19 protein-coding genes and 1 pseudogene are annotated in these 22,559 nt (G+C 72.0%); 8 read left to right on the top strand and 12 right to left on the bottom strand.

Features of this window, described 5'->3' with window-relative positions; genetic code table 11:
• Window positions 1–139: 139 nt before the first annotated feature.
• Window positions 140–1,273, bottom strand: a pseudogene (locus tag ACWGJY_RS32425) (PAS domain-containing protein); the annotation flags it as partial.
• 206 nt (window positions 1,274–1,479) lie between these two features.
• Between ACWGJY_RS32425 and ACWGJY_RS32430 the strand changes: the two are divergent.
• The 6 genes from ACWGJY_RS32430 to ACWGJY_RS32455 all read left to right on the top strand — a co-directional run bounded on the left by ACWGJY_RS32430 (window position 1,480) and on the right by ACWGJY_RS32455 (window position 6,250).
• Complete coding sequence (locus ACWGJY_RS32430) at window positions 1,480–2,349, top strand: TetR family transcriptional regulator C-terminal domain-containing protein (RefSeq protein ID WP_453264449.1); 870 nt, start codon at window positions 1,480–1,482, stop codon at window positions 2,347–2,349.
• Window positions 2,350–2,416: 67 nt separating this feature from the next.
• Window positions 2,417–3,304, top strand: a complete 888-nt coding sequence (locus ACWGJY_RS32435) for a 3-keto-5-aminohexanoate cleavage protein (protein WP_453264450.1) — start codon at window positions 2,417–2,419, stop codon at window positions 3,302–3,304.
• A 44-nt stretch (window positions 3,305–3,348) separates the two neighbouring features.
• Window positions 3,349–4,320, top strand: a complete 972-nt coding sequence (locus ACWGJY_RS32440; RefSeq protein WP_453264451.1) for a 3-hydroxyacyl-CoA dehydrogenase NAD-binding domain-containing protein — start codon at window positions 3,349–3,351, stop codon at window positions 4,318–4,320.
• On the top strand, window positions 4,317–4,787 hold the full coding sequence (locus ACWGJY_RS32445; RefSeq protein WP_453264452.1) for a thioesterase family protein: 471 nt from the start codon (window positions 4,317–4,319) through the stop codon (window positions 4,785–4,787). The genes ACWGJY_RS32440 and ACWGJY_RS32445 overlap by 4 nt, the downstream gene beginning before the upstream one ends.
• A gap of 163 nt (window positions 4,788–4,950) precedes the next feature.
• Complete coding sequence (locus ACWGJY_RS32450) at window positions 4,951–5,283, top strand: DUF427 domain-containing protein (protein ID WP_453264453.1); 333 nt, start codon at window positions 4,951–4,953, stop codon at window positions 5,281–5,283.
• 139 nt (window positions 5,284–5,422) lie between these two features.
• Window positions 5,423–6,250, top strand: coding sequence for a DUF309 domain-containing protein (locus tag ACWGJY_RS32455; RefSeq protein WP_453264454.1), 828 nt, complete (start codon window positions 5,423–5,425; stop codon window positions 6,248–6,250).
• Window positions 6,251–6,359: 109 nt separating this feature from the next.
• Here the strand turns inward: ACWGJY_RS32455 and ACWGJY_RS32460 are convergent, their stop codons facing one another.
• The 6 genes from ACWGJY_RS32460 to ACWGJY_RS32485 form a co-directional block, all read right to left on the bottom strand.
• Window positions 6,360–7,532: a D-alanyl-D-alanine carboxypeptidase family protein gene (locus ACWGJY_RS32460; protein ID WP_453264455.1), complete on the bottom strand. Its 1,173-nt coding sequence runs from the start codon at window positions 7,530–7,532 to the stop codon at window positions 6,360–6,362.
• Between the two features lie 208 nt (window positions 7,533–7,740).
• On the bottom strand, window positions 7,741–8,976 hold the full coding sequence (locus ACWGJY_RS32465; protein WP_453264456.1) for a cytochrome P450 family protein: 1,236 nt from the start codon (window positions 8,974–8,976) through the stop codon (window positions 7,741–7,743).
• Window positions 8,977–9,123: 147 nt separating this feature from the next.
• A complete protein-coding gene (locus ACWGJY_RS32470; protein ID WP_453264457.1) occupies window positions 9,124–10,344 on the bottom strand; it encodes an MAB_1171c family putative transporter in 1,221 nt (406 codons plus the stop codon).
• Window positions 10,337–10,948, bottom strand: a complete 612-nt coding sequence (locus ACWGJY_RS32475) for a hypothetical protein (RefSeq protein WP_453264466.1) — start codon at window positions 10,946–10,948, stop codon at window positions 10,337–10,339. The genes ACWGJY_RS32470 and ACWGJY_RS32475 overlap by 8 nt, the downstream gene beginning before the upstream one ends.
• 79 nt (window positions 10,949–11,027) lie before the next feature.
• Complete coding sequence (locus ACWGJY_RS32480; protein WP_453264458.1) at window positions 11,028–11,516, bottom strand: helix-turn-helix domain-containing protein; 489 nt, start codon at window positions 11,514–11,516, stop codon at window positions 11,028–11,030.
• Window positions 11,517–11,636: 120 nt separating this feature from the next.
• On the bottom strand, window positions 11,637–12,446 hold the full coding sequence (locus ACWGJY_RS32485) for an AraC family transcriptional regulator (protein WP_453264459.1): 810 nt from the start codon (window positions 12,444–12,446) through the stop codon (window positions 11,637–11,639).
• Window positions 12,447–12,523: 77 nt separating this feature from the next.
• Here ACWGJY_RS32485 and ACWGJY_RS32490 point away from each other — a divergent pair, with 77 nt between their 5' ends.
• Entirely contained in the window at window positions 12,524–13,732 is a 1,209-nt protein-coding gene (locus tag ACWGJY_RS32490; RefSeq protein ID WP_453264460.1) for an MFS transporter, read from the top strand.
• 107 nt (window positions 13,733–13,839) lie between these two features.
• Here ACWGJY_RS32490 and ACWGJY_RS32495 read toward each other — a convergent pair whose 3' ends face one another.
• From ACWGJY_RS32495 to sbnA, 5 genes are read right to left on the bottom strand one after another with little or no spacing between them, the layout of a single operon-like run.
• The gene (locus tag ACWGJY_RS32495) at window positions 13,840–18,801 is read right to left on the bottom strand and encodes an amino acid adenylation domain-containing protein (RefSeq protein ID WP_453264461.1); all 4,962 of its coding nucleotides are present in this window, start codon (window positions 18,799–18,801) and stop codon (window positions 13,840–13,842) included.
• A 14-nt stretch (window positions 18,802–18,815) separates the two neighbouring features.
• On the bottom strand, window positions 18,816–19,553 hold the full coding sequence (locus ACWGJY_RS32500; protein ID WP_453264462.1) for a thioesterase II family protein: 738 nt from the start codon (window positions 19,551–19,553) through the stop codon (window positions 18,816–18,818).
• Window positions 19,550–19,759, bottom strand: coding sequence for an MbtH family protein (locus ACWGJY_RS32505; RefSeq protein WP_453264463.1), 210 nt, complete (start codon window positions 19,757–19,759; stop codon window positions 19,550–19,552). The genes ACWGJY_RS32500 and ACWGJY_RS32505 overlap by 4 nt, the downstream gene beginning before the upstream one ends.
• Before the next feature lie 3 nt (window positions 19,760–19,762).
• Complete coding sequence (gene sbnB / locus ACWGJY_RS32510; protein ID WP_453264467.1) at window positions 19,763–20,758, bottom strand: 2,3-diaminopropionate biosynthesis protein SbnB; 996 nt, start codon at window positions 20,756–20,758, stop codon at window positions 19,763–19,765.
• A 38-nt stretch (window positions 20,759–20,796) separates the two neighbouring features.
• On the bottom strand, window positions 20,797–21,750 hold the full coding sequence (sbnA, locus tag ACWGJY_RS32515) for a 2,3-diaminopropionate biosynthesis protein SbnA (RefSeq protein WP_453264464.1): 954 nt from the start codon (window positions 21,748–21,750) through the stop codon (window positions 20,797–20,799).
• A gap of 532 nt (window positions 21,751–22,282) precedes the next feature.
• On the opposite strand from sbnA, the gene ACWGJY_RS32520 reads away from it, so the two are divergent.
• On the top strand, window positions 22,283–22,559 hold a 277-nt coding region (locus ACWGJY_RS32520), incomplete at its 3' end, for a helix-turn-helix domain-containing protein (RefSeq protein ID WP_453264465.1).

Below are 22,559 nucleotides of genomic sequence, written 5' to 3' on the forward strand. Positions count from 1 at the left end.
TCACTGACCGTGCCGATGCCTCGGCGCCCGTTCCCGCTGATCGCCCTTGCCGGTGGGCTCGACGCCTCCCGGTCAGGAGCAGTTGAACTCGCACCATACGCACTTTCCGCTGCCGCGCGGTTCCACACCCCAGACATCGGCCCTGGACGTCGCCGATGACGGCGGCGACCCGGCCGTCGGGCAGCGGAATCACGTCGTACCAGTCGCCGCCGATGTCCCGGCCCATCCGGGCGGAGCGGTAGCGGACGGCGATCTGCGCACCGGCGACGCCGGGGATCCGGCGCGGCAGCATGGCTTGCTGGAGGCCCGCGGCGAGGTCGTGTTCCTGGTCGTAGAGCATGGCGCGGGCCAGGCTCTGCGCGATGCTGCTGCCGAGCGCCAGCAGGACATTGCGCTCCTGGTCGCGGAAATCGCTCTCCCGCTCGAAGAAGAGGCCGATCACTCCGATCGGGCGGCCCTGCGCGATCAGCGGCAGATAGGCGGCGGAGTGGACGTTCAGCGGCTCGACGGCCGGCCACAGCCGGGGGTAGCTGTGCTTGAATTCCGCGCGGCTGCCCACATACCGCGGAGTGAGGGTGCGGACCACCTCACTCATCGGGAATTCGTCCCCCACCCGCGTGTATTCGAGATCGGGTTCAAAACTACCCGCCTTGCCCTCGGAGACCAGCCGGATGCGTCCGGCCTCGACCAGTCCGAGGATCACGTTCTCCGCACCCAGCCTGCTCAGCCCCTGCTCATCGGCGAGCACGGCGATCACTTCGCCGACCGTTCTGGCGTGTGCCAGGGCGGCGGTGGTGCGCTCGACGACGCTGGTGTGCCGGCGGCGCTCCTCGTCGACGGCGAGCCGCTCCGCCGCGTGGGTGTACTCGTGGCCGGCGTCGCGGACCACGCCGATGATGCGGCGGGGCGTGCCGGTGCTGTCCCGGCGGATGCTGCCCTGGCTGTGGGTCCAGCGCAGCTCGCCGTCGCGCAGCCGGACCCGGAAGTAGGCGCCGTAGGAGTCGCTGCCGTTCTTGAGCGCCCGCGCGACCAGGGAGTCCAGCCGGGCCGCCTCATGGGCCGGGACGCGGCAGCCGAGCGTGCCCGGACGGTCGTCGTACTCCGCCGGAAGCATGTCGAACACCTCGAGGGCGGGCGGGTCCATGTGCATCAGCCCGCTGTCGAGGTCCCAGTCGAAGCCGCCCATGCCGTTGAGGGCCAGGGTCAGGTCCGGGTGGGCGGGCCAGTCGTCCGGCACCGACACGGTGGGCCGTTGCGCTCCCCGGTCAGCCATGTCGTCACTTTGCCACATTCACCCGGATTGCGGCGTGTCCAGCTGATTCCTTCGCCCAGCCGCGGGCCACCCTCGCCGCACCACTGACTCAACCATCAGCTCTCCCTCAACACCGCCCTCTGAGCCCCACAACGAAAGGCATCCACCCCACTTCCCTCTCTCCCATCCATTGCGATGTTCTCAACACGCTGTTACGGTCCCGGACCATGGAGGACGCCCCCGGAGCCCGGGTCACCGACGACGCCGCAGAGGTCACGGACCGTGTCCGTGAGGTGATCGAGCGGCTCGGCTGCAGCCACCGCGAGTTCGCCCGCCGGATCGTGATGGACCCCTCGAAACTGTCCAGATCGCTGGGCGGAACCCGGCGTTTCACCCTGGCCGAGATCGTCCGTATCGCCGATATCGGCGAGGTCGGCACGGGCTGGCTGCTCGGCGCCCCCGAGCGGCCCACGATGCCGGCCGGTCGCGAACCGGTGGCCGTCCCCGAGGGCGGCCGGCCGCTGCAGATCGTGCGGGAGACCGTCCGGCTCATCGCCGAGCACGGCTTCCACGGCGTACGGGTCGCCGATATCGCGGCCGCCTGCGGTACCAGCCCCGCCGCCGTGCACTACCACTTCCCCGGCCGCGACGAACTGCTGGAAGCGGCCGTGCGCTGGTGCATGGACGAGGACACCGAACGCCGCGCCGCGGGCCTGGCCGCGGCTCCCGACGCCCGCGCCGAGCTGCTGCATCTGATCGCGCTGCAGACCCCGCGCACCGCGCAGCAGCGCCGCCAGTGGCTGGTCTGGCTCGATCTGTGGGCCCAGGCCGCCCGTTCCACCGCCGTGGGACGGCTGCACGAGCACTACTACCGGCAGTGGCGCACCACCGTCGCCGATGTCGTACGGCGCGGCGTCGGCCAGGGCGTCTTCCGCACCGTCGATCCGGAGTTCGCCGCGCTGCGGCTGACCGCCCTGATCGACGGCCTGGCCACCCAGGTGCTCGCCACCGCCCCGGACAGCACCGGCCCCGACACGATGCAGTCCGCGCTGCTGGCCTTCGTGGAGAGCGAACTCACCGCCGCCCCCGCCGGCTGAGACCGCCGCTCCCCCGCCGCTGCCGCACACCGAGCCCCGAGGCACCACACCCACCGAAGGGATCCCCGTGAACAACGAGGTCATCATCACCTGTGCGCTCACCGGCGCAGGCGACACCGTCCGCCGCTCCCCGCACGTCCCCGTGACGCCCGAGCAGATCGCCGCGTCGGCCGTCGAGGCGGCCTCCGCGGGCGCCGCGGTGGTGCACATCCATGTACGCGACCCCGAGACCGGTGACCCGTCGCGTGACCCGCGGCTGTACGCCGAGGTCGTGGACCGCATCAGGCAGACCGGCACGGACGTCGTCATCAACCTCACCGCCGGCATGGGCGGTGACCTGGTGATCGACCCCGGCGAGCCGCTACGGCACCTGCCGGGCACGGACCTGGTCAGCGGCCTGGAGCGGCTCCCGCACGTCGAGGAGCTCCTCCCCGACATCTGCACCCTGGATTGCGGCTCCCTCAACTTCGGTGACGGTTCCAGCCTTTACGTCTCCACCCCCGACATGCTGCGGGCGGGGGCCAAGCGCATCCAGGAGCTCGGGGTGCGGCCCGAGCTGGAGATCTTCGACACCGGCCAGCTGTGGTTCGCCAAGCAGCTGCTGGCCGAAGGGCTGCTGGACGACCCGACGGTCTTCCAGCTGTGCATGGGCATCCCGTGGGGCGCACCGGCCGACCCGGGCGTCCTGCAGTCGATGGTGAACCTGCTGCCCGAGGGCGCCCGGTGGGCGAGCTTCGCACTCGGCCGGATGCAGATGCCGTGGGTCGCGCAGTCGATCCTCCTCGGCGGCAATGTGCGGGTCGGCCTGGAGGACAACCTCTACCTCGGCAAGGGCGTCCGGGCCACCAACGGACAGCTCGTCGAACGCGCCGTGCAGATCACCGAGTTGCTCGGGGCCACGGTCGCCACGCCCCGGCAGGCGCGTGCCCGGCTGGGTCTGACACCGCGCGCCTGAGCCCCGCCCCGCCGTCCCTTCCCGCCACCAGGAGCCGCTCCCCCATGCCTGAAACCACCCCTGCCCCCTGTGCCCCCGAGGACGTACGCCGTGTCGCCTGTATCGGCGCCGGAGTGATCGGCGGCGGCTGGGCCGCCCACTTCCTCGCCCGCGGCTACGACGTCACCGCCTGGGACCCGGCCGCCGACGCCGAGGACAGGCTCCGCCGCCTGGTGGCCTCGGCCTGGCCCGCGCTGGAACGGATAGGCCTTGCCGACGGCGCCTCGCAGGACCGGCTGACGCTCGCCCCCACCCTCGCCGAGGCGGTTGCCGACGCCGACTTCGTCCAGGAAAGCGCCCCCGAGAAGCTGGAGTTGAAGCGCACCCTGCTCGCCGAGCTGGCCGCCGCGACCCGCCCGGGTGTCGTCATCGCCTCCTCCACCTCCGGCTATCCCATGACCGATCTGCAGACGGCGGCCGAGGACGCCGGCCGGCTGGTCGTCGGCCACCCCTTCAACCCGCCCTACCTCATCCCGCTGGTCGAGGTCGTCGGCGGCGAGAAGACGGACCGTGAGGCCGTGCAGTGGGCCTCGCGCTTCTACGACGTGGCGGGCAAGTCCGTCATCACCATGGACCGCGAGCTGCCCGGCTTCATCGCCAACCGCCTCCAGGAGGCCCTGTGGCGCGAGGCGTTGCACATGGTCGCCAACGGCGAGGCAACGGTCGAGGACATCGACGCCTCGATCACCGAAGGCCCCGGGCTGCGCTGGGCTTTCATGGGCCCCTGCCTGACCTTCGCGCTGGCCGGCGGCGAGGGCGGTATGGCCCATATGCTCGATCACTTCGGCCCGTCCCTGAAATCGCCGTGGACCCGGCTGGCGGCACCCGAACTCGACCGCGAGCTGCGCGACGCCATGGTCAACGGCTGCGCGGAAGCCGCGGGCGGCCGTACGTACGCGGATCTGGTCGCCGCACGCGACCAGGGCGTCATCGACGTCCTGCGTGCCACCGGCCGGCTGGGGGGCACCCGCCCATGACCGTTCACCCGCCCGGTGGTCTCCCGCTCTTCCGCCGGACCGTCCAGGACGACTGGATCGACTACAACGGCCACCTCAGCGAGGCCTACTACGTCCTGGTCTTCGGCTTCGCCACCGATGCACTGATGGACGCGGCCGGTCTCGACGCCGCCTACCGGAACCGCACCGGATGCTCCCTCTACACGGTCGAGGCCCACGTCCGCTATCTCCACGAGGTCGCCCGCGGCAGCGAACTCACCGTCCGTACCACTGTGTTGGGCGTCGATGGCAAGAAGTTGCGGCTCCTCCATGAGATGTTCGCCGGCGCACCGTCCGGCTCCCCGGTCGCCACCGAGGAGTTGTTCGCCCTGCACGTCGACCGGTCGGCCGGGCGCGCGGCGCCCTTGCCCGACGCGAGCCGGGAGTACTTCGCGGCGCACCTCGCTCCGGCGCCGCAGTGGGCCGGCCAGGGCATCCGCGCGGTGTAGCCGCACCGTAGGGGGCACCGGCACGGCCGGGCCGTCGCACGACGTCCCGGCCGTGCCTCCTGCCGGACGGGCCCGCCGCGTCGATCCGGTGCCATCCTGGAAGCGATCCAGTGCCATCCTGAAAGGAGCGAGGGTCTTCATCACTCACCGAGGGGAAGCCGCCATGACCGCCACCAAGGGCCACCACATCGAGGTCAAGCAGGGCACCGACCACATCCGTGTCACGGTCGGCGGACAGCTGCTGGCCGACACCCACCGCCCGCTCCTCCTCCAGGAGACCGGCTACCCCGTGCGCTACTACCTCCCGCCCGAGGACGTACGCACCGACCTGCTCACCCCGTCCACAACGCACACCGTCTGCCCCTTCAAGGGCACCGCCTCCTACTGGTCGCTGCCCGGGGGGCCGGAGGACCTCGTGTGGGCCTATCCCGAACCGCGTCCCGAGGTGGCACGGATCAAGGATCACTTCTGCTTCTACGAGGTCGACCCGGCCTGACCGCGGAGCACCTGCCGCCCCCGTCCCCCGGAGCGGCCGGCCGGTGGGGGCACGGGCGGGCCGGCTAAAGCACGGGCAGGCGGGCGGAGCGCGCACCCCGCCCACGACGCGGCACGTCCACGCGGCGCACAATCGAAGGGTGAACGACGCGGAGCGACCCCACGATGAGCCCGGTGTCCCGCCCGCCCACGACGAGGGCGGCGACCCGGCCTGCTGGCTGGACCAGGTGTGTGCGGCCTGCGGCCGGATCCGCGAACGGCCCCGCAGCGCGGTCTGCGAGCACTGCGGGGCAGGGCCGGGAGAGCCGGCGGCGGGGGCCGAGCCGGGCACGGCCGGGGAAGGACCGGGCACGGCCGGAGAAGAGCCCGGCGGGGCCCGCTCACCCGCCGCCGCGCCTCGCGCCCCGCGCCGGGACCGCGACGAGGAGGGCCGGGCCCGCAACGCCCGTCCACGCGACGGCCTCGGCCGGCCGCTGCCCTACGGCTCCCCGGGCGTGGCACGGCAGCCGGAAGGGGTGTCGCGTACGCCCGCGCAGTCGCTGGCCGAGGCGCAGCGGCTGCTCGACGACGGGATGCCGTTCCACGCCCATGAGGTGCTGGAGGATGCCTGGAAGGCGGCGCCCGAGGCGGAGCGGGAGCTGTGGCGGGGGCTCGCCCAGCTCGCCGTGGGGCTCACCCATGCGGCCCGTGGCAATGCGGCGGGCGCTACGGCGCTGCTCGGCCGGGGTGCGGCGGCCCTCGCGCCGTATGCGGACGCCGCCCCCTACGGGATCGACAGCGCGGGACTCAGGGCCTGGGCCGGCGAGCTGACCGGGCGTCTGCCCGGCGCCGGGGCGGTACCGGCGGCGAAGACCGCACCCCGGCTGCGGGCCGCCGGGGACGCGAGCGGGAACCGCACCGACGGCACCGGGCCCGGGAACCGCACCGACGGCACCGGGCCCGGGAACCGCCCCACGGCCGGCGGATGACGCCGGGCTCCGCCGGGACGAGCGGGGCCGCCGCCTCTCTCCTCGGGAGCTGGTCTGCAAAGCCCGTCCGCCTCGTGGCACGGGGACGACCGGGACCCTCGCCCGGGGCCTACGCCGCGCCGCCCCTCTGCCCACCGCGCCCGCGCGCCTGCCGCCACCGGGCGAGCAGGGCGCCCAGCCCGATTGCCGCGACGCCGGCGCCGCCCGCCCCCAGGACGAGGGGGGCGCGCCAGGGGGAACCGCCGGGTGCTTGGGCCCCGGCGACGTGGGCGGCCACCGGGCGGAGCGGGCCGCCGCCCTCGTAGGCGGTGCTCACGGCGTGCAGGGTGCCCACCGGCTGGGCGTTGCCGGTGGTACCGAAGCCCCAGTCCAGCAGTGATGCGGCTTCCTTGTAGACGGCGTTGTACTTCGCCGACTGCGGGTTCAGCACGGTGACCAGCAGGGTGCGGCCGTCCCGGCGGGCGGCCACGATCAGGGTGTTGCCGGCCTGGGTGGTGTAGCCGTTCTTGACGCCGATGATGCCGGGGTAGCGGGTCAGCCCGTGCGAGCCCACCAGCAGGCGGTTGGTGTTCTCGATCGAGGTGGTGCCGGTGGCGCCGGGGAACGCCGCGCGGGAGGTGGAGCAGTAGCGGGCGAAGTCCTCGTTGGCGAGTCCGGCGCGGGCGAAGACGGTCAGGTCGTACGCGGAGGACACCTGGCCGGGCGCGTCGTAACCGTCCGGGGACTTGACGGTGGTGTCGCGGGCGCCGAGTTTGCGGGCGGTCTCCTGCATCTCCTGCGCGGTGGTCCGCCATCCGCCGTTCATCGCGGCCAGCACATGCACCGCGTCGTTGCCGGAGCGGAGGAAGACCCCGCGCCACAGGTCGGCGACGGTGTAGCGGCGGCCCTGCTGGACGCCGACGACGCTGCTGCCGGAGCCGACGCCCTCGAGATCCGCCGGGCTGACCCGGCGTACGGTGCCGGACGGGAATTTCGGCAGGACGGTGACCGCGAACAGCGTCTTGAGGGTGCTGGCCGGGGCGAGCTTGCGGTGCGGGCTCTTCGCGGCCAGCACGCTGCCGGTGTCCGCGTCGGCCACCATCCAGGACAGGGCGCTCAGACCGCTGGGCAGCCTCGGTGTGCCGGGGGCGGTGACGGTCCGCACCCCGGCAGCGGCCGGCGCTGCGGCGGGCTGACGGTCCGTGGAACCGTGGGCCGCGGCCGGTATGGGCGTCAGCGACACACCGGCGACGGCGACCAGCGCCATCACCGCTGCCTTGGACACACGTGCGTGAGTTGCCATGCCGTCACGCTAAGAAGCGGCGCCGCGGCCCGCAGCGCAGTTGAGCCAGACGGACCAGGCGGGCTGCCGCCCGTCCGGCGTGTCGCAACTGCAACGGGTGCAAAGAAGGACCCGCCCGGTGCGACGGGGGATGCACACCGGGCGGGCTCAAGAACCTTTTTACCGCATGAGCGAACGGTTATGCCTCAAAAACTTGTTCGTTTGTCGTTTACCAGGCGACGGGGAGCGAAATCAGGCCACGCGTCCGCAGCGCCCGACGGTGTCGCAATTCAGCACGCGGGACGTCCAGTCGCAGCTCCGGGAAGCGGCCGAGGAGCGCATCGAGCGCAATGACGGTCTCCATCCGGGCCAGCGCGGCACCGAGGCAGTAGTGGATGCCCTGGCCCAGCGCGAGGTGCCCCGAGACGTCCCGGCCACGTTCGAAGGTGTCCGGATCGGGGAAGCGCGCCGGGTCGCGGTTCGCGGACGCTATCGACAGCAGCACGCTCTCCCCGGCCGCGATCCGTACGCCGCCGATCTCCAGGTCCTCCTTCGGGAAGCGGCGGATCGCCACGGGGGAAGGACCGTCGTAACGCAGGAACTCTTCCACTGCATCCGGCAGTTCGGCCGGATTCCGCTGCAACTGGCGGAGCTGGTCCGGACGGTCGAGCAGGGTGAGCACCGCGTTGCCGATGAGATGGACGGTGTTCTCGTATCCGGCGAAGAGGAGGAGGAAGGCGAGCGAGGTCAGTTCGTCCTCGGTGAGCCGCTCCCCGCCTTCGCCGTCGCCCTCGCCGCCGGCCGGGCCGTCGCGCACCGCGATCAGGTCCGACAGCAGATCGTCGCCCGGCTCCGCGCGCTTGGCGGCGATCAGGCCGGTGTAGAACTCCAGCATCGCCCCGATCGCCTCCTTCATCAGCTCCGGCCGGCTCGGATCCGGGGTGATGAGCGCGTCCGACCAGGCCAGGAAGTCGCGGCGGTCGCGGTGCGGGATGCCGAGCAGATCACAGATCACGGTGATCGGCAGCGGCCCCGCGTAGTCGGCGATCAGATCCGCCCGGCCGCGCTCCGCCATCGCGTCCAGCAGTTCGTCCGCGATCTTCCGTACCGGCGCCCGCAGCGCTTCGACCCGGCCCGGTGTGAAGGCCTTGACCACCAGGCGACGGACCCGGGTGTGGTCCGGGGGATCCATGTTCCCCAGGTTGGCGTCCAGCGCGGGTGGCAGCGAGAAGCCGCGGTAGCCGCCCGGCGCGGCATGCTTCTTGTCCAGGGACAGCCGGGGATCGGTCAGGGCACGGCGGACGTCGTCGTACCGGGTGACCAGCCAGGCGGGGTGCCCGTCGGCGCCGGTGATCCGGTGCACCGGGCCGGCCTCGCGCAGCGCGGCGTAGGCGGCGTACGGATCGTCGAGGAGCGGCGTCACGTCGAGCGGGGCGTCGGAGCCGGTATCGGCGGTGTTCTGCATGATCCCGACTCTAGGACCCGTCTGCCACCTCCCGTCTGCCACAGGTCATCCGACGACAGCGGCACCAGTCCTATCGGACCGGTGCCGTACAGGTGGTTCGGGTGGCCCGGACCCCCGTGCCGGGCCACCCCGTCTCGGTGGTTGTTCTCAGCTGCGCGCCATCGAGCTTCGCTGACGCAGCTCGGTGAGCACGGTGTCGATCAACGGCGAGTGGTAGACATCCGCCACCAGTGCCAAGTGCTCGTACTCGGCGGTGAGTTCGGCCGGTTCCGTGCCGCTGGAGACCACCACGCTGTCGGCACCGTGGACGGGGACATGGCCCACCGCGCGGTTCTCCAGGCCTCGGCGCAGCGCCGCGGCCTCCGCGACAGCGGCCAGCTGGCGGTCGTCGAGGGCGACCGCACGGGCCCGCTCACGGGCGATGTCGACGGCGTCGGACTCCACATGGCGCCGGATGCCGCGCTGTACGTCCCGGATCTCGGCCATCTGCCGGTTGGCCCGCCACTCCAGATCGGCGAACGGCCAGCGTGCGGACCAGGGCGAGGCCTCCATCGTGACCTCCGGGGAGCGAGCGGTGACGGTCCGCCAGAGCGGGGAGAGACGGCGCAGCCGGCGCCAGGCGGCGACCCGGGGGCCGGCCGCCGGCAGCGCGAATCCGGCCAGGACCATGAGCGCCGCGACCGAGGCGCTCAGCGGGGCCACACCGTTGGAGAGCCACAGCGCCGGGTGACCCGTCCAGGACAGAACGAAGCCGATGACCTTGCAGGCGCAGTAGCCCAGACCCAGCCAGCAGCCGGCGGCCAGCAGCCGCAGACCGCGCGCCAGACAGGTCCTGCCGAGCCGGGCGGCGAGCCGCGGGCACAGCGTCCCCAGGGCCGCCGAGCTCATTCCGAAGATGGCCAGATACAGCACCAGGAAGAGCATGACGCCGGGCGAGTCGGTGTAGGCGGTGCTGAAGTCGCGGGGGTGCTCCACGGCGTCCGGCCGGCCGGCCACGAACCCGGTGATGGCCACCGCCCACAGCGCGGCCACCGCCCCGACGGCGGCGCGCGCCCTGGTCCGCGCACGGGCCCGCGCCGCCGCGCCCTCGCCCGCCGTCCAGCGCAGCATCAACACCAGCGCCCCCGCGGCGAACACCACGACGGAGGAGTAGAGGAAGACCATGGCGAGGTTGGCCACGCCGGCCAGCCGGTCGAAGGCGCGGTAGATGCTCGGCGCGGAGAAGAGGAAGACCGTGGCCACACCACCGGTCATCACGCAAGCCAGTCCCAGGTCCGCATTGCTGCGGTCGCGGAACCAGGCGACGGACTTGTATCCGACGATCGCCCAGGCGGCCACGCCGAACGACAGATAGATGACGTCAAACACGCGGCCCCCCGTCCCCCGCGGCGCCCGCGCCGACGCCGTGGGAACCCCCGCCGTCGGACGGCGTCTCCTCCCGGCGCCGGAGGTGCTGCAGCGCGGGCCCGAGCGCCGCCGCCAGCTCGGCCGCCTGCCCCTCCAGGGGGAGTTCCCGCTCGGCCACGGACGGCGCCAACCGCTCCATCAGCAGGGTGCCGAGCACTTCGGTCTCCCGCTCGGCGAGGTTGTCATAGCCGTGGTGCCGGGCGAATCCCACAGTCAGGCCCATGCGGCGCATGGCCGTCGCGACATCGACCGAAGGCGTCCACAGCTTCAGCGCGTCCTCGGTGACCGCCGGATCCTGGCCGTGCCCCAGCAGGAGATGACTCAGTTCGTGCAGCACGATGTGAGCCTGGTGCCAGGGTGAGGTCTTGAGTTCGTAGAAGACCCAGTAGTCGTCGTCGGTGACGGCCGTCATCCCCGAGACCACCCCGCCCAGGCTCATCGGCACCAGATGGACGGGCCGCCCCACCCGGGCGGCGACGATGTCACACATCCCGCGCAGATCGATCGTGGCGGGCAGTGCCAGCTCCTTGATGAGCCGCTTGCACCGCCTGCGTATCTGCCCCACTCGCATGCTCGTCCCGTCCTCGTGTCCGGCCCGCTGCCAGGAAGCGAAAATCCGGCCGCGCTCGGCGGCCCGCGTCAGGTCACTCACCGCGCCGGTCACCGCCCCGCTCCGGCGGGTCGGCCGGCAGATTCATCTGCTGCCGGAACTGGGAGATGATCGTCGTCAGGCTGTCCTGCACCTCCGGCGGCAGCCCGACGGAGCGCAGCGCGATGGCGCGCACCCGCTGGTCCCGCATGGCGGCCAGGAAGCGCACCTCTTCCTCCACCCGCGCGGCCTGCGGCTGCGAGAGATCCCCCAGCAGATAACCGACCGGTACGGCAAAGAACTTGGCCAGCCCGCGCAGCAGTTCCGGGCTCGGGTTCGTACGCCTGCCGTTGCGCAGCATCGACAGATACTGCTCGGTGACCTTGACCCCGCCGTACTCCTCGTCCCCGGTGCTGATCTCCTCGGCCACAAAGGCATTGGTGTACGGGGCCCCGGGCGGATGCATGTTCGCGAAGAGGTGGTTGAGCCGCTCCGCGAGCGTGCTGCCCGCCCCCTCGGACCGGCCTTCGCCCCCCTCGCCCATGCCTACCGTCCCCCTCGATCGACCCCAACGAGCAGTTAAGGCACCGGAACCGTCACCTCATCCTGTCACGGAGGGAACGCGGTGCACCAGTCCACTTACGGACAGTAGGGATCGCCGGGCTTAACCCGGAGTTGAGCGACGCTTCCCCGGGGCCCGGCACGTACCCCGGACGGCCGCGGGGTGCGCCCCACGGCGGTTGTGGGTGCCCGGGGTGTAGCCGTACGCGCGGCGGAACACGTCGATGAAGGCGCTGGTGGAGGACCAGCCGCAGCGGTGGGCGACGGTGGTGACGGGGAGGTCGTCGGCCAGCATCTTCAGGGCGTGGTAGAGGCGCAGTTGGGTGCGCCACTGGGGGAAGGTCATCCCGAGTTCGGAGCGGAAGAGGCGGCTGAGGGTGCGCTCCCCGGTGTGCGTGTGGGCGCCGAGTTCGGCGAGGGTGCGGGGGTCGGCGGGGTGGTGGTGCAGGAGGGCGCAGGCGGCAGCCAGCCGCGGATCGGTGGGTGCGGGCAGCTGTACGGGCTGCTGGGGTGAGGCGCGGAGCTGGTCGAGGAGGACGGCGCGCAGCCGGCGGCGCTCGGGGCCGGTCTCGGCCGGATCGCGGGTGTAGGCGAGGATCAGCTCGCGCAGGAGGGGGCTGACGGCCAGCACGGTGGGCGCGTCCAGGCGCAGCGGGTTGTCGCCGACCGGCAGTCCGAGGGTGTGCAGGTCGAGATGGCCGTGGGCGCGGTGGGCGTGGACGGTTCCGGCGGGGACCCAGATGGCGCGAGTGCCGGGCGCGAACCATGTTCCGGCGTCGGTGGTGACGGCCAGGACGCCGGAACCCGCGTAGACGATCTGGTGGTTGTCGTGGCGGTGGGGGTCGATACGTTCACCGGCCGCCAGGGCCAGCGTGTGGGTCGGCGCGGCGGGCGTGTGGCGGATGTTCGGCATACCTTGGCACTTTATCGGAAGCGTGACACCTGGGCGGCAGTGACGATCGAGAGGTGTCAACCCACCATTCCCCCGCCTTGTCCGCCAGAAAATCCATCAGGCTGCTGTCCCTGGGGCACGCCTGCGTGGACATCTACCAGGGCGCCGTGGCGGCGCTCGTACCGTACTTCCTCTCCGAGCGGGCCTACTCCTACGCCGCGGCCTCCGGCATCGTCCTGGCCGCCTCCGTGCTCTCCTCGGTGGCGCAACCGCTGTTCGGCGCGCTGACCGACAGATGGGCGATGCCCTGGCTGCTGCCGGTGAGCACCCTGGCAGGAGGTGTCGGCGTCGCGCTCAGCGGCATCAGCGGTTCCTACCCGCTGACCCTGGCCGTCGTCGCCGTCTCCGGGATCGGGGTGGCCGCCTACCATCCCGAGGCCGCCCGGACCGCCCGGATCGCGAGCCGCGGCAGCCACACCACGATGGGCCTGTTCTCCCTCGGCGGCAACATCGGCTTCGCGGCGGCCCCGCTCATGGTCTCCGCCGTCATCGCCACCGGCGGTCTGCACGCCTCCCCGCTGCTGGTCGTCCCGGCCCTGGCCGGTGCCGCCCTGTGCGCGGCCGCGCTGCGGACCCTCAAGGACGCCGTCACGGCGGCAACCGCCGCATCCGCTGCGGCCGGCCCGGCCGGCAAGGACGACTGGCGGTCCTTTCTTACGATGTCCGGGGCCATCGTGTGCCGCTCGGTCGTCTTCGTAGGCCTGAGCACCTTCCTCTCCCTGTACGCACGAATGCACACCGGGGGCGGGGAGGTGGCGGGCACCGCAGCCCTGTTCGTGCTCTACCTCGGTGGCGCGATCGGCACCGTCACCGGAGGGCGGCTCGCCACCCGCTACGGCCGGATCGCGGTGGTGCGCTGGTCCTACCTCCTGACCGTCCCCGCCGTCGCGGGCACCGTCCTGGTCCCCGGCCCGCTTCTGTATCCGTTCATCGCCCTGACCTCGGCCGGCCTGTACGTGCCCTTCTCCCTGCACGTCACCCTCGGCCAGGACTATCTGCCCCGCCGCGCCGGCACCGCCGCCGGCGTCACCCTGGGCCTGACCGTCAGCGTCGGCGGCCTGGCCGGCCCGCTCATCGGCGCCGCCGCCGACGCCACCTCCTTGCAGACCGCGCTCAGCCCGCTCATCGCGCTGCCCGCCGTGGGGTGGCTGCTGCTGCGCACCCTGCACGAACCCGATATGCCGGAAACCACCCCGGCCACCGCCCCCGGCCCGCCGGGCAACACCGCGTCCGTTCCCCGCCCTTGAGCCGGCTTGCCGCGCCTGGGCACAGACACGACGGAAGCCGGGGCGGTCGCCGGAGCCGAACGCCCCTGCGGCCACTCCCGGCGGGGGTGCTTCTCCGGGCGGGCTGCTCATCGCTGTGAGTCCTCCCCAAGCGCCTCGGCAAGGCCCTCGACGGTGGGGTTCCTGAAGACCAGGACCGGCGAGACCCGGCGCCCAAGTCGCTCGCTGAGCCGGCCCGCGACCGTGGTGATGGTCAACGAGGTGCCGCCGGCGTCGAAGAAATCGTCCTGTGGCCCGAAGGCCTCCTCGACGCCCAGGCACTCCCGCCACACGTCGGCGACGAGGAGTTGCTGCTCGGTGACGGCCCAGCGGGTGGCGGGGGCCGGGGCGGGTACCGGGCGTGGGTCAGGCAGTGCGTCCCGGTCGACCTTGCCGTTCGGGGTGAGTGGGATCTCGTCGATCACGGTGTAGCTCTGCGGCAGCATGTACAGCGGCAGTTGGCCCGCCAAGTGGGCGCGCAGTTCCGCCGGGTCCGGGGAGGGTCGGTCGGGGTGCTCGGGGATCAGGTAGGCCGCCAGCTGGTCCGCACCGGTGCTGGTGCGGCGCACGGCCACCACGCAGTCGGCGCAGGCCGGGTGGCTCTGGAGCGCGGACTCGATCTCGCCGAGCTCGATGCGGAAACCGCGCACCTTGACCTGGTGGTCGTTGCGGCCGAGGAAGACCAGATTTCCGTCGGGCAACAGCCGGACCACATCGCCCGTGGCGTACATACGAGCGCCGGGCTCCGCGGCGTAGGGGTCGGGCAGGTACGCCCCGGCCGTGCGGGCCGGCCTGCCGAGATAGCCGCGGCCGACGGCGCTGCCGCCGACGTACAGCTCGCCGCGACAGCCCGGGGCGACCGGGCGCAGCCGCGGGTCCAGCACGTAGAGGTGTGCGTTGTCGGTCGCCCGGCCGAACGGGACGCTCGGGCGGTGGCTGTGCCGGTCGAGCAGCTCCTCGGTGATCGGGCAGAATGCCGAGGTGATGGTCGCTTCGGTGGGCCCGTACTCGTTGAAGACCTGGCATCCCGGCGCGGTGGAGGACAGGATGCGGCGGGCCACATCGTGCGGCACGGCCTCGGCGCCGGTGAACACCAGGCGTACGGACGCGAGTCGGGGAGCTGGATCCGTACCGGACTCCAGCAGGATCCGCATCTGCGAGGGCGTCGCGTTGAGCGTGGTGATGCCGCGCTGGGCGACCTCTCTCAGGAACTCCTCGGGGTCGTAGGCGGCGGTGGGGCTCGCCAGGTGCAGTTCGGCGCCGGACACCAGGCACTGGAAGATCTCCCAGACCGAGTTGTCGAACGCCACCGAATGGTTGAGCAGGGCCCGGTCCCGCCCGGTGAGCCGGCACAGCCGCTGGTTCCACTCCAGGAACCCGGTGATGTTGGCGTGGGTGATCGCGACGCCCTTGGGGTTGCCGGTCGAGCCGGACGTGTAGATCACGTAGGCGAGGTGGTGCGGTTGTGCCTCCTCGGCCGGCCCGGGGTCCGCCCCGGGTTCCTGGTCCACCGCCACGAGCCGCACGCCGTCGCCGAACAGGGCGGAGGTGGGGTGCCCCGGGTCCGCGACGACCAGACGTACGCCCGAGTCGGCCAGCAGGTACCGCAGCCGCTCCGGCGGGTAGCCGGGGTCGAGCGGGACGTAGGCGCCGCCCGCCTTCTCCACTCCCAGCAGGGCGACCACCAGTTCCACCGAGCGTTCCAGGCAGACGCCGACCAGGCTTTCGGGGCGCACGCCCCCGGCCCGCAGCTCCCGGGCCAGGGCCGAGGCCCGCGCGTCGGTCTCGGCGAACGTCAGCGACCGGCCGTCGCCCACGACGCAGATCGCGTCCGGGGTGGTCCGCACCTGGCGGTCCCACAGGCGGACCAGGGTGGTCGGCTCGGGCAGCGGCTCGGCCCGGTTCCCGACGGAGAGGGCGCGCAGCTCATCGGCCGAGACGATCTCCAGCTCGGACAGTCGGGCCGTGGCGTCGGACACCATCTGCTCGATCACCCGCAGGAAGTGCCGGCCGAGGCCCCGGACGAAGTCCGCGTCGAACAGGTCGGTGGCGTACTCGATGGAGATGCTGAGGTCACCGGCCCCGGCGGCGTGGTCCGTCACGTCGAGGGCGAGGTCGAAGCGGGCGGTGCCAAGCCGTCCCTCCAGCTCCTTGCGGTCATACAGCTCGGTGAGGTGACCGGCCCTCGGCTCCTCGTGCAGTGCGAGCAGCACCTGGAAGAGCGGGTTGCGGCTCAGGTCGCGCTCCGGGCTCAGCTGCGCCACCAGCTTCTCGAAGGGCAGCTCCTGGTGCGCGTACGCCTGCCGCGCGACCTCGCGGACGCGGCCCAGCAGCTCACGCCAGGTCGGGTCGCCGGACAGGTCGGTGCGCAGGACGACGGTGTTCACGAAGTAGCCGACCACATCGTCCAGTTCGGGGCGCGGCCGGCCGCCTGCCAAGGTGCCGATGGCGACATCGCTCTCGTCGGCGTACCGGCCGAGCAGCACCTGCAAAGGGGCCAGCAGGCCCATGAACAGGGTGACGCCCTCGGCCCGGCACAGCGTGCGCAGCCGGTGCGCCAAGTCGGCAGGGATGCGAATCAGTTCGCGGCGGCCGCGGTGGCTCGCGACGGCCGGCCGGGGTCGGCTGGTCGGCAGCTCCAGGACGGGCACGCCGGACAGCCGGGTGCGCCAGTGGTCGAGCAGCCGCTCCAGCTCGGCGCCGGTGAGTCGGTCGCGCTGCCAGGCCGCGTAGTCGGCGTACGTCACGGGCAGCGGTGCCGGGGCGGGGCGGCGGCCGGCGGCGAGCTCCGTGTAGAGCTCGCCCAATTCCCGCACCATCAGGTCCACCGATGCGCCGTCGCTCGCTATGTGATGAATCGTCAGCAAGGCGATGTCACGGCTCGGGGTGCGCAGCACGTCCGCGCGCAGCAGCGGTGGGCGGTCGAGGGCGAAGGGGACGCGGATCCGCTCGGTCATCAGCGCGTCCAGGTCCTCCTCGGCGACCTCGATGCAGCGCAGCGGCACCGAGGTCGCCTCGCGCAGTTCGGGGCGGACCCGGCCGTCGACGGCGACCAGGGCGGTGCGCAGCGCCGGGTGCCGGTGCACCAGCGCGGACAGGCAATCCTCCAGCAGCGCCAGGTCGACGCGCCCGCCGGGCAGGCCCAGGGCGACCGGCAGGTGGTAGGCGGGCACCGCGTCGTTCAGCTGCTCAAAGAACCAGATCCGTTCCTGGCCGAAGGAGAGTTCGGCGGTCCCGGCCGCGGGGATCGGCTCGTCGTCCGAGGGCGCCACGCCGTCCAGGGCGGCGGCGAGCGTGGCGGGTGTCGGATGCGCGAAGACCGACTGGGCGTCGACCGGCACGCCGAGCTCCGTACGCAGCCGGGCCACGGCCCGTACCGCGGTGAGAGACTGGCCGCCCAGGCCGAAGAAGTCGTCGTACGGGGACACGTCGTCGAGCCCGAGGACCTCGGCCCACACGCGGCGCACCGCCGCGGTGTGCGGCGGCAGCGGTGCGTCGTCGGGCATCGGCCCGCTCGCCCGGACCGGGCTGTGCGGGATCCGCCGCACGGCGCCGCGGTCGGCCTTGCCCGCGGAGGTGCGGGGCAGGGCGTCGAGCACCGCGTAGCCCTGGGCCACCATGTGGGCGGGCAGCCGCTGCGCGAGGTGGTCACGGACCTGGCGGGGCAGGTCCTCGGATACGTTCCGCGCGTCGGGCGCGGGCACGAGGTACGCCACCAACTGGTCGCCACCGGCTGCCTCGCGGTCGACGACCACCACCGCGTCCGTGACGAGGGGGTGGCTGCGTATACAGGCCTCGATCTCGCCGAGCTCGATGCGGAAGCCGCGCACCTTGACCTGGTGGTCGTCGCGCCCCAGCACCTCCAGGGTGCCGTCGGCGGACCACCGGGCGAGGTCGCCGGTCCGGTACAGGCGCCCGGAGGCGTCCCCGAACGGATCGGGCACGAACCGGTCGGCGGTCAGCGCGGGCCGGGTGAGGTAGCCGCGCGCTACGCCCGCGCCGCCGATCCACAGCTCGCCGGTGACTCCTGGGCCGGCCTCCCGCCCGGTCTCGTCGACGACGTGCAGCCGGGTGTTGGACAGGGCCGTGCCGACCGTGACCCGGTCGGCCACGGCGTCGACGCGGGCGGCGGTGGCCCACACCGTCGCCTCGGTCGGCCCGTACAGGTTCCACAGGGTGCCGCCGGTGGCGAGCAGGTCGCGGGCGAGCTGCGGATCGAGCGGCTCACCGCCCGACAGCAGTACCCGGCCGTGCCCGTCCGTCCAGCCGGACGCCAACAGAATCCGCCAGGTGGTGGGGGTCGCCTGGACAACGCTTACACCCCCCTCGGCGATGGTGGCGGCCAGCAGCTCGGGGTCGGTGTTGGCGGCGGGCGGGGCCATCACCACCGTCGCTCCCCGGATCAGCGGCAGGAACAGCTCCAGTGCCGAGATGTCGAACGACAGCGGGGTCAGCGCGAGGACCCGGTCGTCCGCCCCGAGGCCGGGTCGTTCGGCCACACTTCGCAGGAACGAGGCGACCGCCGCGTGGTCGACGGCCACGCCCTTGGGCAGGCCGGTCGAACCGGAGGTGTAGATGACGTAAGCCAGGTGGTGTGGGTGTACCACCGGGGCCACCGGGGCCACCGGGGCCACCGGGGCCACCGGGGCGGCAGGTTCCGCGGGGAGGTCCTCGACCAGCAGGACGTCGGCCGCGCCGGACGCCAGGGCCTGCGCGCGGTGGTCCACGTCGCACAGCCACAGCCCGGCCCGCGAGTCGGTGGTCATGTGCCGCAGCCGGTCGGCCGGGTAGCTCGGGTCGAGGGGAAGGTACGCGGCGCCCGACTTCAGGACGCCGAGCAGGGCCACGACCATCTCGACCGAGCGGCCGAGACAGACGCCGACCAGGTTCTCCGGTCCGATGCCGCGCGCCTGCAGCTCGGCGGCGAGTACCGTGGCCCGGCGGTCCACGTCGGCGTAGGTGGCGCGGTGTGCTCCCGCGACGACGGCGACCGCGTCGGGTGTCGCGGCTGCCTGCTGCTCCCACAGTGCGACCAGGGTGGTCGGCGCCATGAACGAATCCCTTCTCAGCCCCGTGCGGGGAAGGTACGCGTGATCGTCTCTGCCAGCTGTCGTTCCGCGCCGCGCACATAAAGGTGGGGGGCGCCCGGGACCAGATGCAGTTCGAAGTCGGCCGAGGTGTGCTCGCGCCAGCCGGCGAGCTCCGTCCTGTCGACGCTGTCGTCGTCCGAGCCGGCCAGAACGGTCAAGGCACAGGGCAGGGGTGCCTCGGCCCGGTGCGTGTACGTCTCGCACAGCGTCAGGTCCGCGCGCAGCAGCGGCAGCAGCAGCTCCCGCAACTCGGTATCAACACCGTCGAATTCGGATGTGGCGAGCAGCTTGTCGTCCGGCAGCGTGTGCCGCGGGTCGCGGTCCGGCAGGCCGGGGGCGCGCATGCCCGACAGGAACAGGCGGTCGGGCAGGCGCGTGCCGAGTGCACGCAGCCGCCGGGCCGTCTCGAAGGCGATCAGGGAGCCCATGCTGTGCCCGAAGAAGGCGTACGGCAGGTCCGTATGGTCCGCGATGAGCGGCGCGAGCGCGGTCACGGCGTCGTCCAGGGACGTCAGGGCCGGTTCGGCGAACCGGTTCTCCCGGCCGGGCAACTGGACCGTGCAGACTTCGACGGTGTCCGGCAGGTACGCCGCCAGCCGGTAGGCGGAGGCGCCTGCCCCGGCGTGCGGGAACACGAACAGGCGCCACCGCGAGGTGAGTTCACGGCTGCCGAGCCCGCGCAGCCAGGCCGATGCGAGGCCACCGGCCGTCATCGTGAGGCTCGTATGGAGCGCGGGGTCAGGTCGGTCCACACCTGCTCGATGTGGTCCAGGCACTCCTGGCGGGTGCCCTGCGCGCCGGTGGCGGTCCAGCCGGCGGGCAGCTCACGGTCGGCGAACCAGACCGAGTACTGCTCCTCGTGGTTCACCACGACGACGTACCGGTCCCCGGCGGGGCGCAGGGCGGGTGAGGCGCTCATGCGTCAGCCCCCCACCCCGGTGAAGAAGTCCCTCTCGCGGTGGCCCCGGCCCGCGGCGACGACCCGGTCGTGCACCCACTTGCCGACGGCGAGGTCGAGTACGCCGAGTCCGAACGGCGAGAAGATCGCCGGGCGTCCGTGCTGCCGGTGCAACCGCCCGCGCAGCAGGTCGGCGAGGGTGCCGTCGACGAAGCCCCGGTTACCGGTACGCTGTTCGGTCAGGTGCAGCGAGGTGCGCTCGCGTACGGCGTGGTCGACGTCGTCGGTGAAGTTCTGGGCGGCGAGGATCATCTCGGGGGCGAGGTCGCGCAGGGACAGGTGCAGGACCACCGGGTTGTGGGCCAGCAGCCGGGGGTCGTGCAGGTGCGGTTCGCCGGCCACCGTGGCCAGCACCACCAGGTCGCAGTCGGTGAACGCGTCCTCCACCGTGTCGGCGACCACGATCTCGGCCTCGGTGTGCTCGGCCATGACGGCGGCGAAGCGGACCGCCGCCGCCCGGTCGAGGTCGAAGAGCCGGAAGCCGTCGATCTCCCAGTCGAGATCACGCAGGAACATCCATACGTGCTGGGCGATCAGACCCGTGCCCACGATGCCGACTCGGCGGGCGCGGCGCGCGCCGAGCAGCGTCTGCGCGCCCAGTACCGCAGAGGCCGCGGTCCGCGTCGCCGAGACGATGGAGGACTCCATACAGGCGAACGGATAGCCGGTGACGCAGTCGTTGAGGATCAGTGTGGCCGAGGCGCGGGGGATTCCCCGCTGCGTGTTGTCCGGGAAGCTGGCAATCCACTTGTTGCCGGCGACCTCGAACTCGCCGCCCAGATAGGCGGGCAGGGAGATGATGCGCGACCGGCTCTGGTGGGGGAAACGCAGGAACGAGCTGTGCGGGTTCGAGCTCTGTCCGGCGTCGTGCGCGAGGTAGGCGGCACGGACGACCTCGACGAGCTCCGGACGGTGACGATCCGTCTCGGCGGCGATGTCGCCCGCGCCGATCACGGTCATGGGCGGCGGGGCCAGGGTGGACACGGGGTGGTTCTCCTTCAGTTGACAGCCAGGGCTTCGACGCCGGGGGGCTGTACCGTTTCCGCGCGCAGTTGCTGGACCCACATGGGGTCGTAGACGGTCTGGGCGTAGGCATGGCCGCGGTCGGCGGCGATGAAGGCGACCCGGGGACGGTGCGCGCCGGGACGGTAACGAGCGAAGTAGTCCTGGACGGCGGCATAGGTGCTGCCGGTCGAACCGCCCGCATACAAGGCGTACTTGGCGGCCAGGGCGCTGCAGGCCTCAACAGCGCGCGCCTCGGAGACGATCTCGACCTGGTCGATCAGCGCCTGACCGCACAGCGGCGGCACAATGCTGGAGCCGATGCCGGGGATCCGCCGCTTCTTCGGCGGACCTCCGAAGATCACCGAGCCTTCGGCGTCGACGGCGACGACCACGCAGTCCGGATACTCTTCCTTGATCCGGTGGGAGAGCCCGGTGATCGTACCGCCCGTGCCCACGCCGACGAAGAGATAGTCGAGCGGGCCGGCCTGCGCGATCAACTCGCCCGCGGTGAAGAGGTAATGCGCGTCGCGGGCATCTGGATTGGCGTACTGGTTGGGCCAATAGGCCCAGTCGAGTTCAACCAGCAGTTCCCGCACCCGGGACAGCCGATTCTCCAGGTAGTTGCCCGTCACATCACGGACGGAAACTTTATCCACCCGGTCGCACAGCAGCCGGAGTTGGGCTTCGGTGGCCTCGTTGCAGTTCGGATCGATGACCGGGACGAACGAGATGCCGAGCATCCGGCAGTAGAAAGCCAGGGCCAGCGCGAAGTTGCCGGACGACGACTCGACCACCGTGGTGCCGTGCACTATCTCCCCGCGACCGATCGCCTGTTCCAGAATCCACAGCGCCGAACGATCTTTGCTACTTCCCGTGGGATTGCAGAATTCCAGCTTGGCAACGATGTCACACTGCTCGTCCGCCAGGGGAATCAGCGGGGTTCCCATGAGGCCCCTGCGAATTTGCCTTACCCGTTCGATCAGAGATTGATCAGCACACCTGTGGAGCATGGGCCGAGTGTGGCACGGGATCGGTAGAGACGGCTCAACCGCGACTCAAGTGCGGTGCGACAAACGCTTAACCTCGATCATTCATGAGGGTTCGTCAGCTTGCCTACGAACCCTTTGCGGTGAGTGTTGGTGGGGGTTTTCGGAGTCTGGGCAGGCTGACGGCCCGGTTGTCGCGTCGGGTGGGCGCCGGGTTCCACGGCTCCGGTGGTCTGGTGCGGCTCGCAGGGACGGGAACGTACTGGTCAGCCGGGGTTCGGGAAGGCGCGGGGCCGGTCCAGGGCATCGGTGATCACGTCGGTCCAGGGCCAGCGCTTGGCCAGGCGGAGGTAGCGGCGGCAGCCGGTGTTGATGAGCTGGGCGGCGGAGGAACTTTCTGCGTCCTTGATCAGTAGCCGGACAGCCCGCCTCGTGAAAGCGCGAGGTTAAGACCTGTCCCGTAACTGCTGGTCACAGGTGAGATGATCTTGCGGTGTCTGGTGTGATCACGGCGTCGGAGCCGTCCTGGATAGCCCCGTTCACCGGGTTGAGCCCGCGTTCCTTCGGCAAGCTGGTGACCGCGCTGCGCCGTGAAGGTGCAGATCCGGTCCGCAAGGGCCGTCCGTGGGCCCTTCCGCTGGAGGACCGGGTGCTGCTCGTGGCGGCCTACTGGCGCACGAACTTGACGATGCGGCAACTCGCTCCACTCTTCGGTATCTCGAAGTCCGCGGCCGACCGCATCATCGACCGCCTCGGCCCGTCGCTCGCGC

The sequence above is a fragment of the Streptomyces sp. NPDC054765 genome (assembly GCF_053612065.1).

Bases quoted from the DNA above. Each gene is read 5' to 3' on its own strand.
- ACWGJY_RS32445 (WP_453264452.1), top strand. From the start codon at position 4,317: ATGACCGTTCACCCGCCCGGTGGTCTCCCGCTCTTCCGCCGGACCGTC.
- ACWGJY_RS32500 (WP_453264462.1), bottom strand. From the start codon at position 19,553: ATGACGGCCGGTGGCCTCGCATCGGCCTGGCTGCGCGGGCTCGGCAGC.
- ACWGJY_RS32440 (WP_453264451.1), top strand. From the start codon at position 3,349: ATGCCTGAAACCACCCCTGCCCCCTGTGCCCCCGAGGACGTACGCCGT.
- ACWGJY_RS32450 (WP_453264453.1), top strand. From the start codon at position 4,951: ATGACCGCCACCAAGGGCCACCACATCGAGGTCAAGCAGGGCACCGAC.
- ACWGJY_RS32505 (WP_453264463.1), bottom strand. From the start codon at position 19,759: ATGAGCGCCTCACCCGCCCTGCGCCCCGCCGGGGACCGGTACGTCGTC.
- ACWGJY_RS32485 (WP_453264459.1), bottom strand. From the start codon at position 12,446: ATGCCGAACATCCGCCACACGCCCGCCGCGCCGACCCACACGCTGGCC.
- ACWGJY_RS32495 (WP_453264461.1), bottom strand. From the start codon at position 18,801: ATGGCGCCGACCACCCTGGTCGCACTGTGGGAGCAGCAGGCAGCCGCG.
- ACWGJY_RS32430 (WP_453264449.1), top strand. From the start codon at position 1,480: ATGGAGGACGCCCCCGGAGCCCGGGTCACCGACGACGCCGCAGAGGTC.
- sbnB (WP_453264467.1), bottom strand. From the start codon at position 20,758: ATGACCGTGATCGGCGCGGGCGACATCGCCGCCGAGACGGATCGTCAC.
- ACWGJY_RS32480 (WP_453264458.1), bottom strand. From the start codon at position 11,516: ATGGGCGAGGGGGGCGAAGGCCGGTCCGAGGGGGCGGGCAGCACGCTC.
- ACWGJY_RS32465 (WP_453264456.1), bottom strand. From the start codon at position 8,976: ATGCAGAACACCGCCGATACCGGCTCCGACGCCCCGCTCGACGTGACG.
- ACWGJY_RS32460 (WP_453264455.1), bottom strand. From the start codon at position 7,532: ATGGCAACTCACGCACGTGTGTCCAAGGCAGCGGTGATGGCGCTGGTC.
- sbnA (WP_453264464.1), bottom strand. From the start codon at position 21,750: ATGGGAACCCCGCTGATTCCCCTGGCGGACGAGCAGTGTGACATCGTT.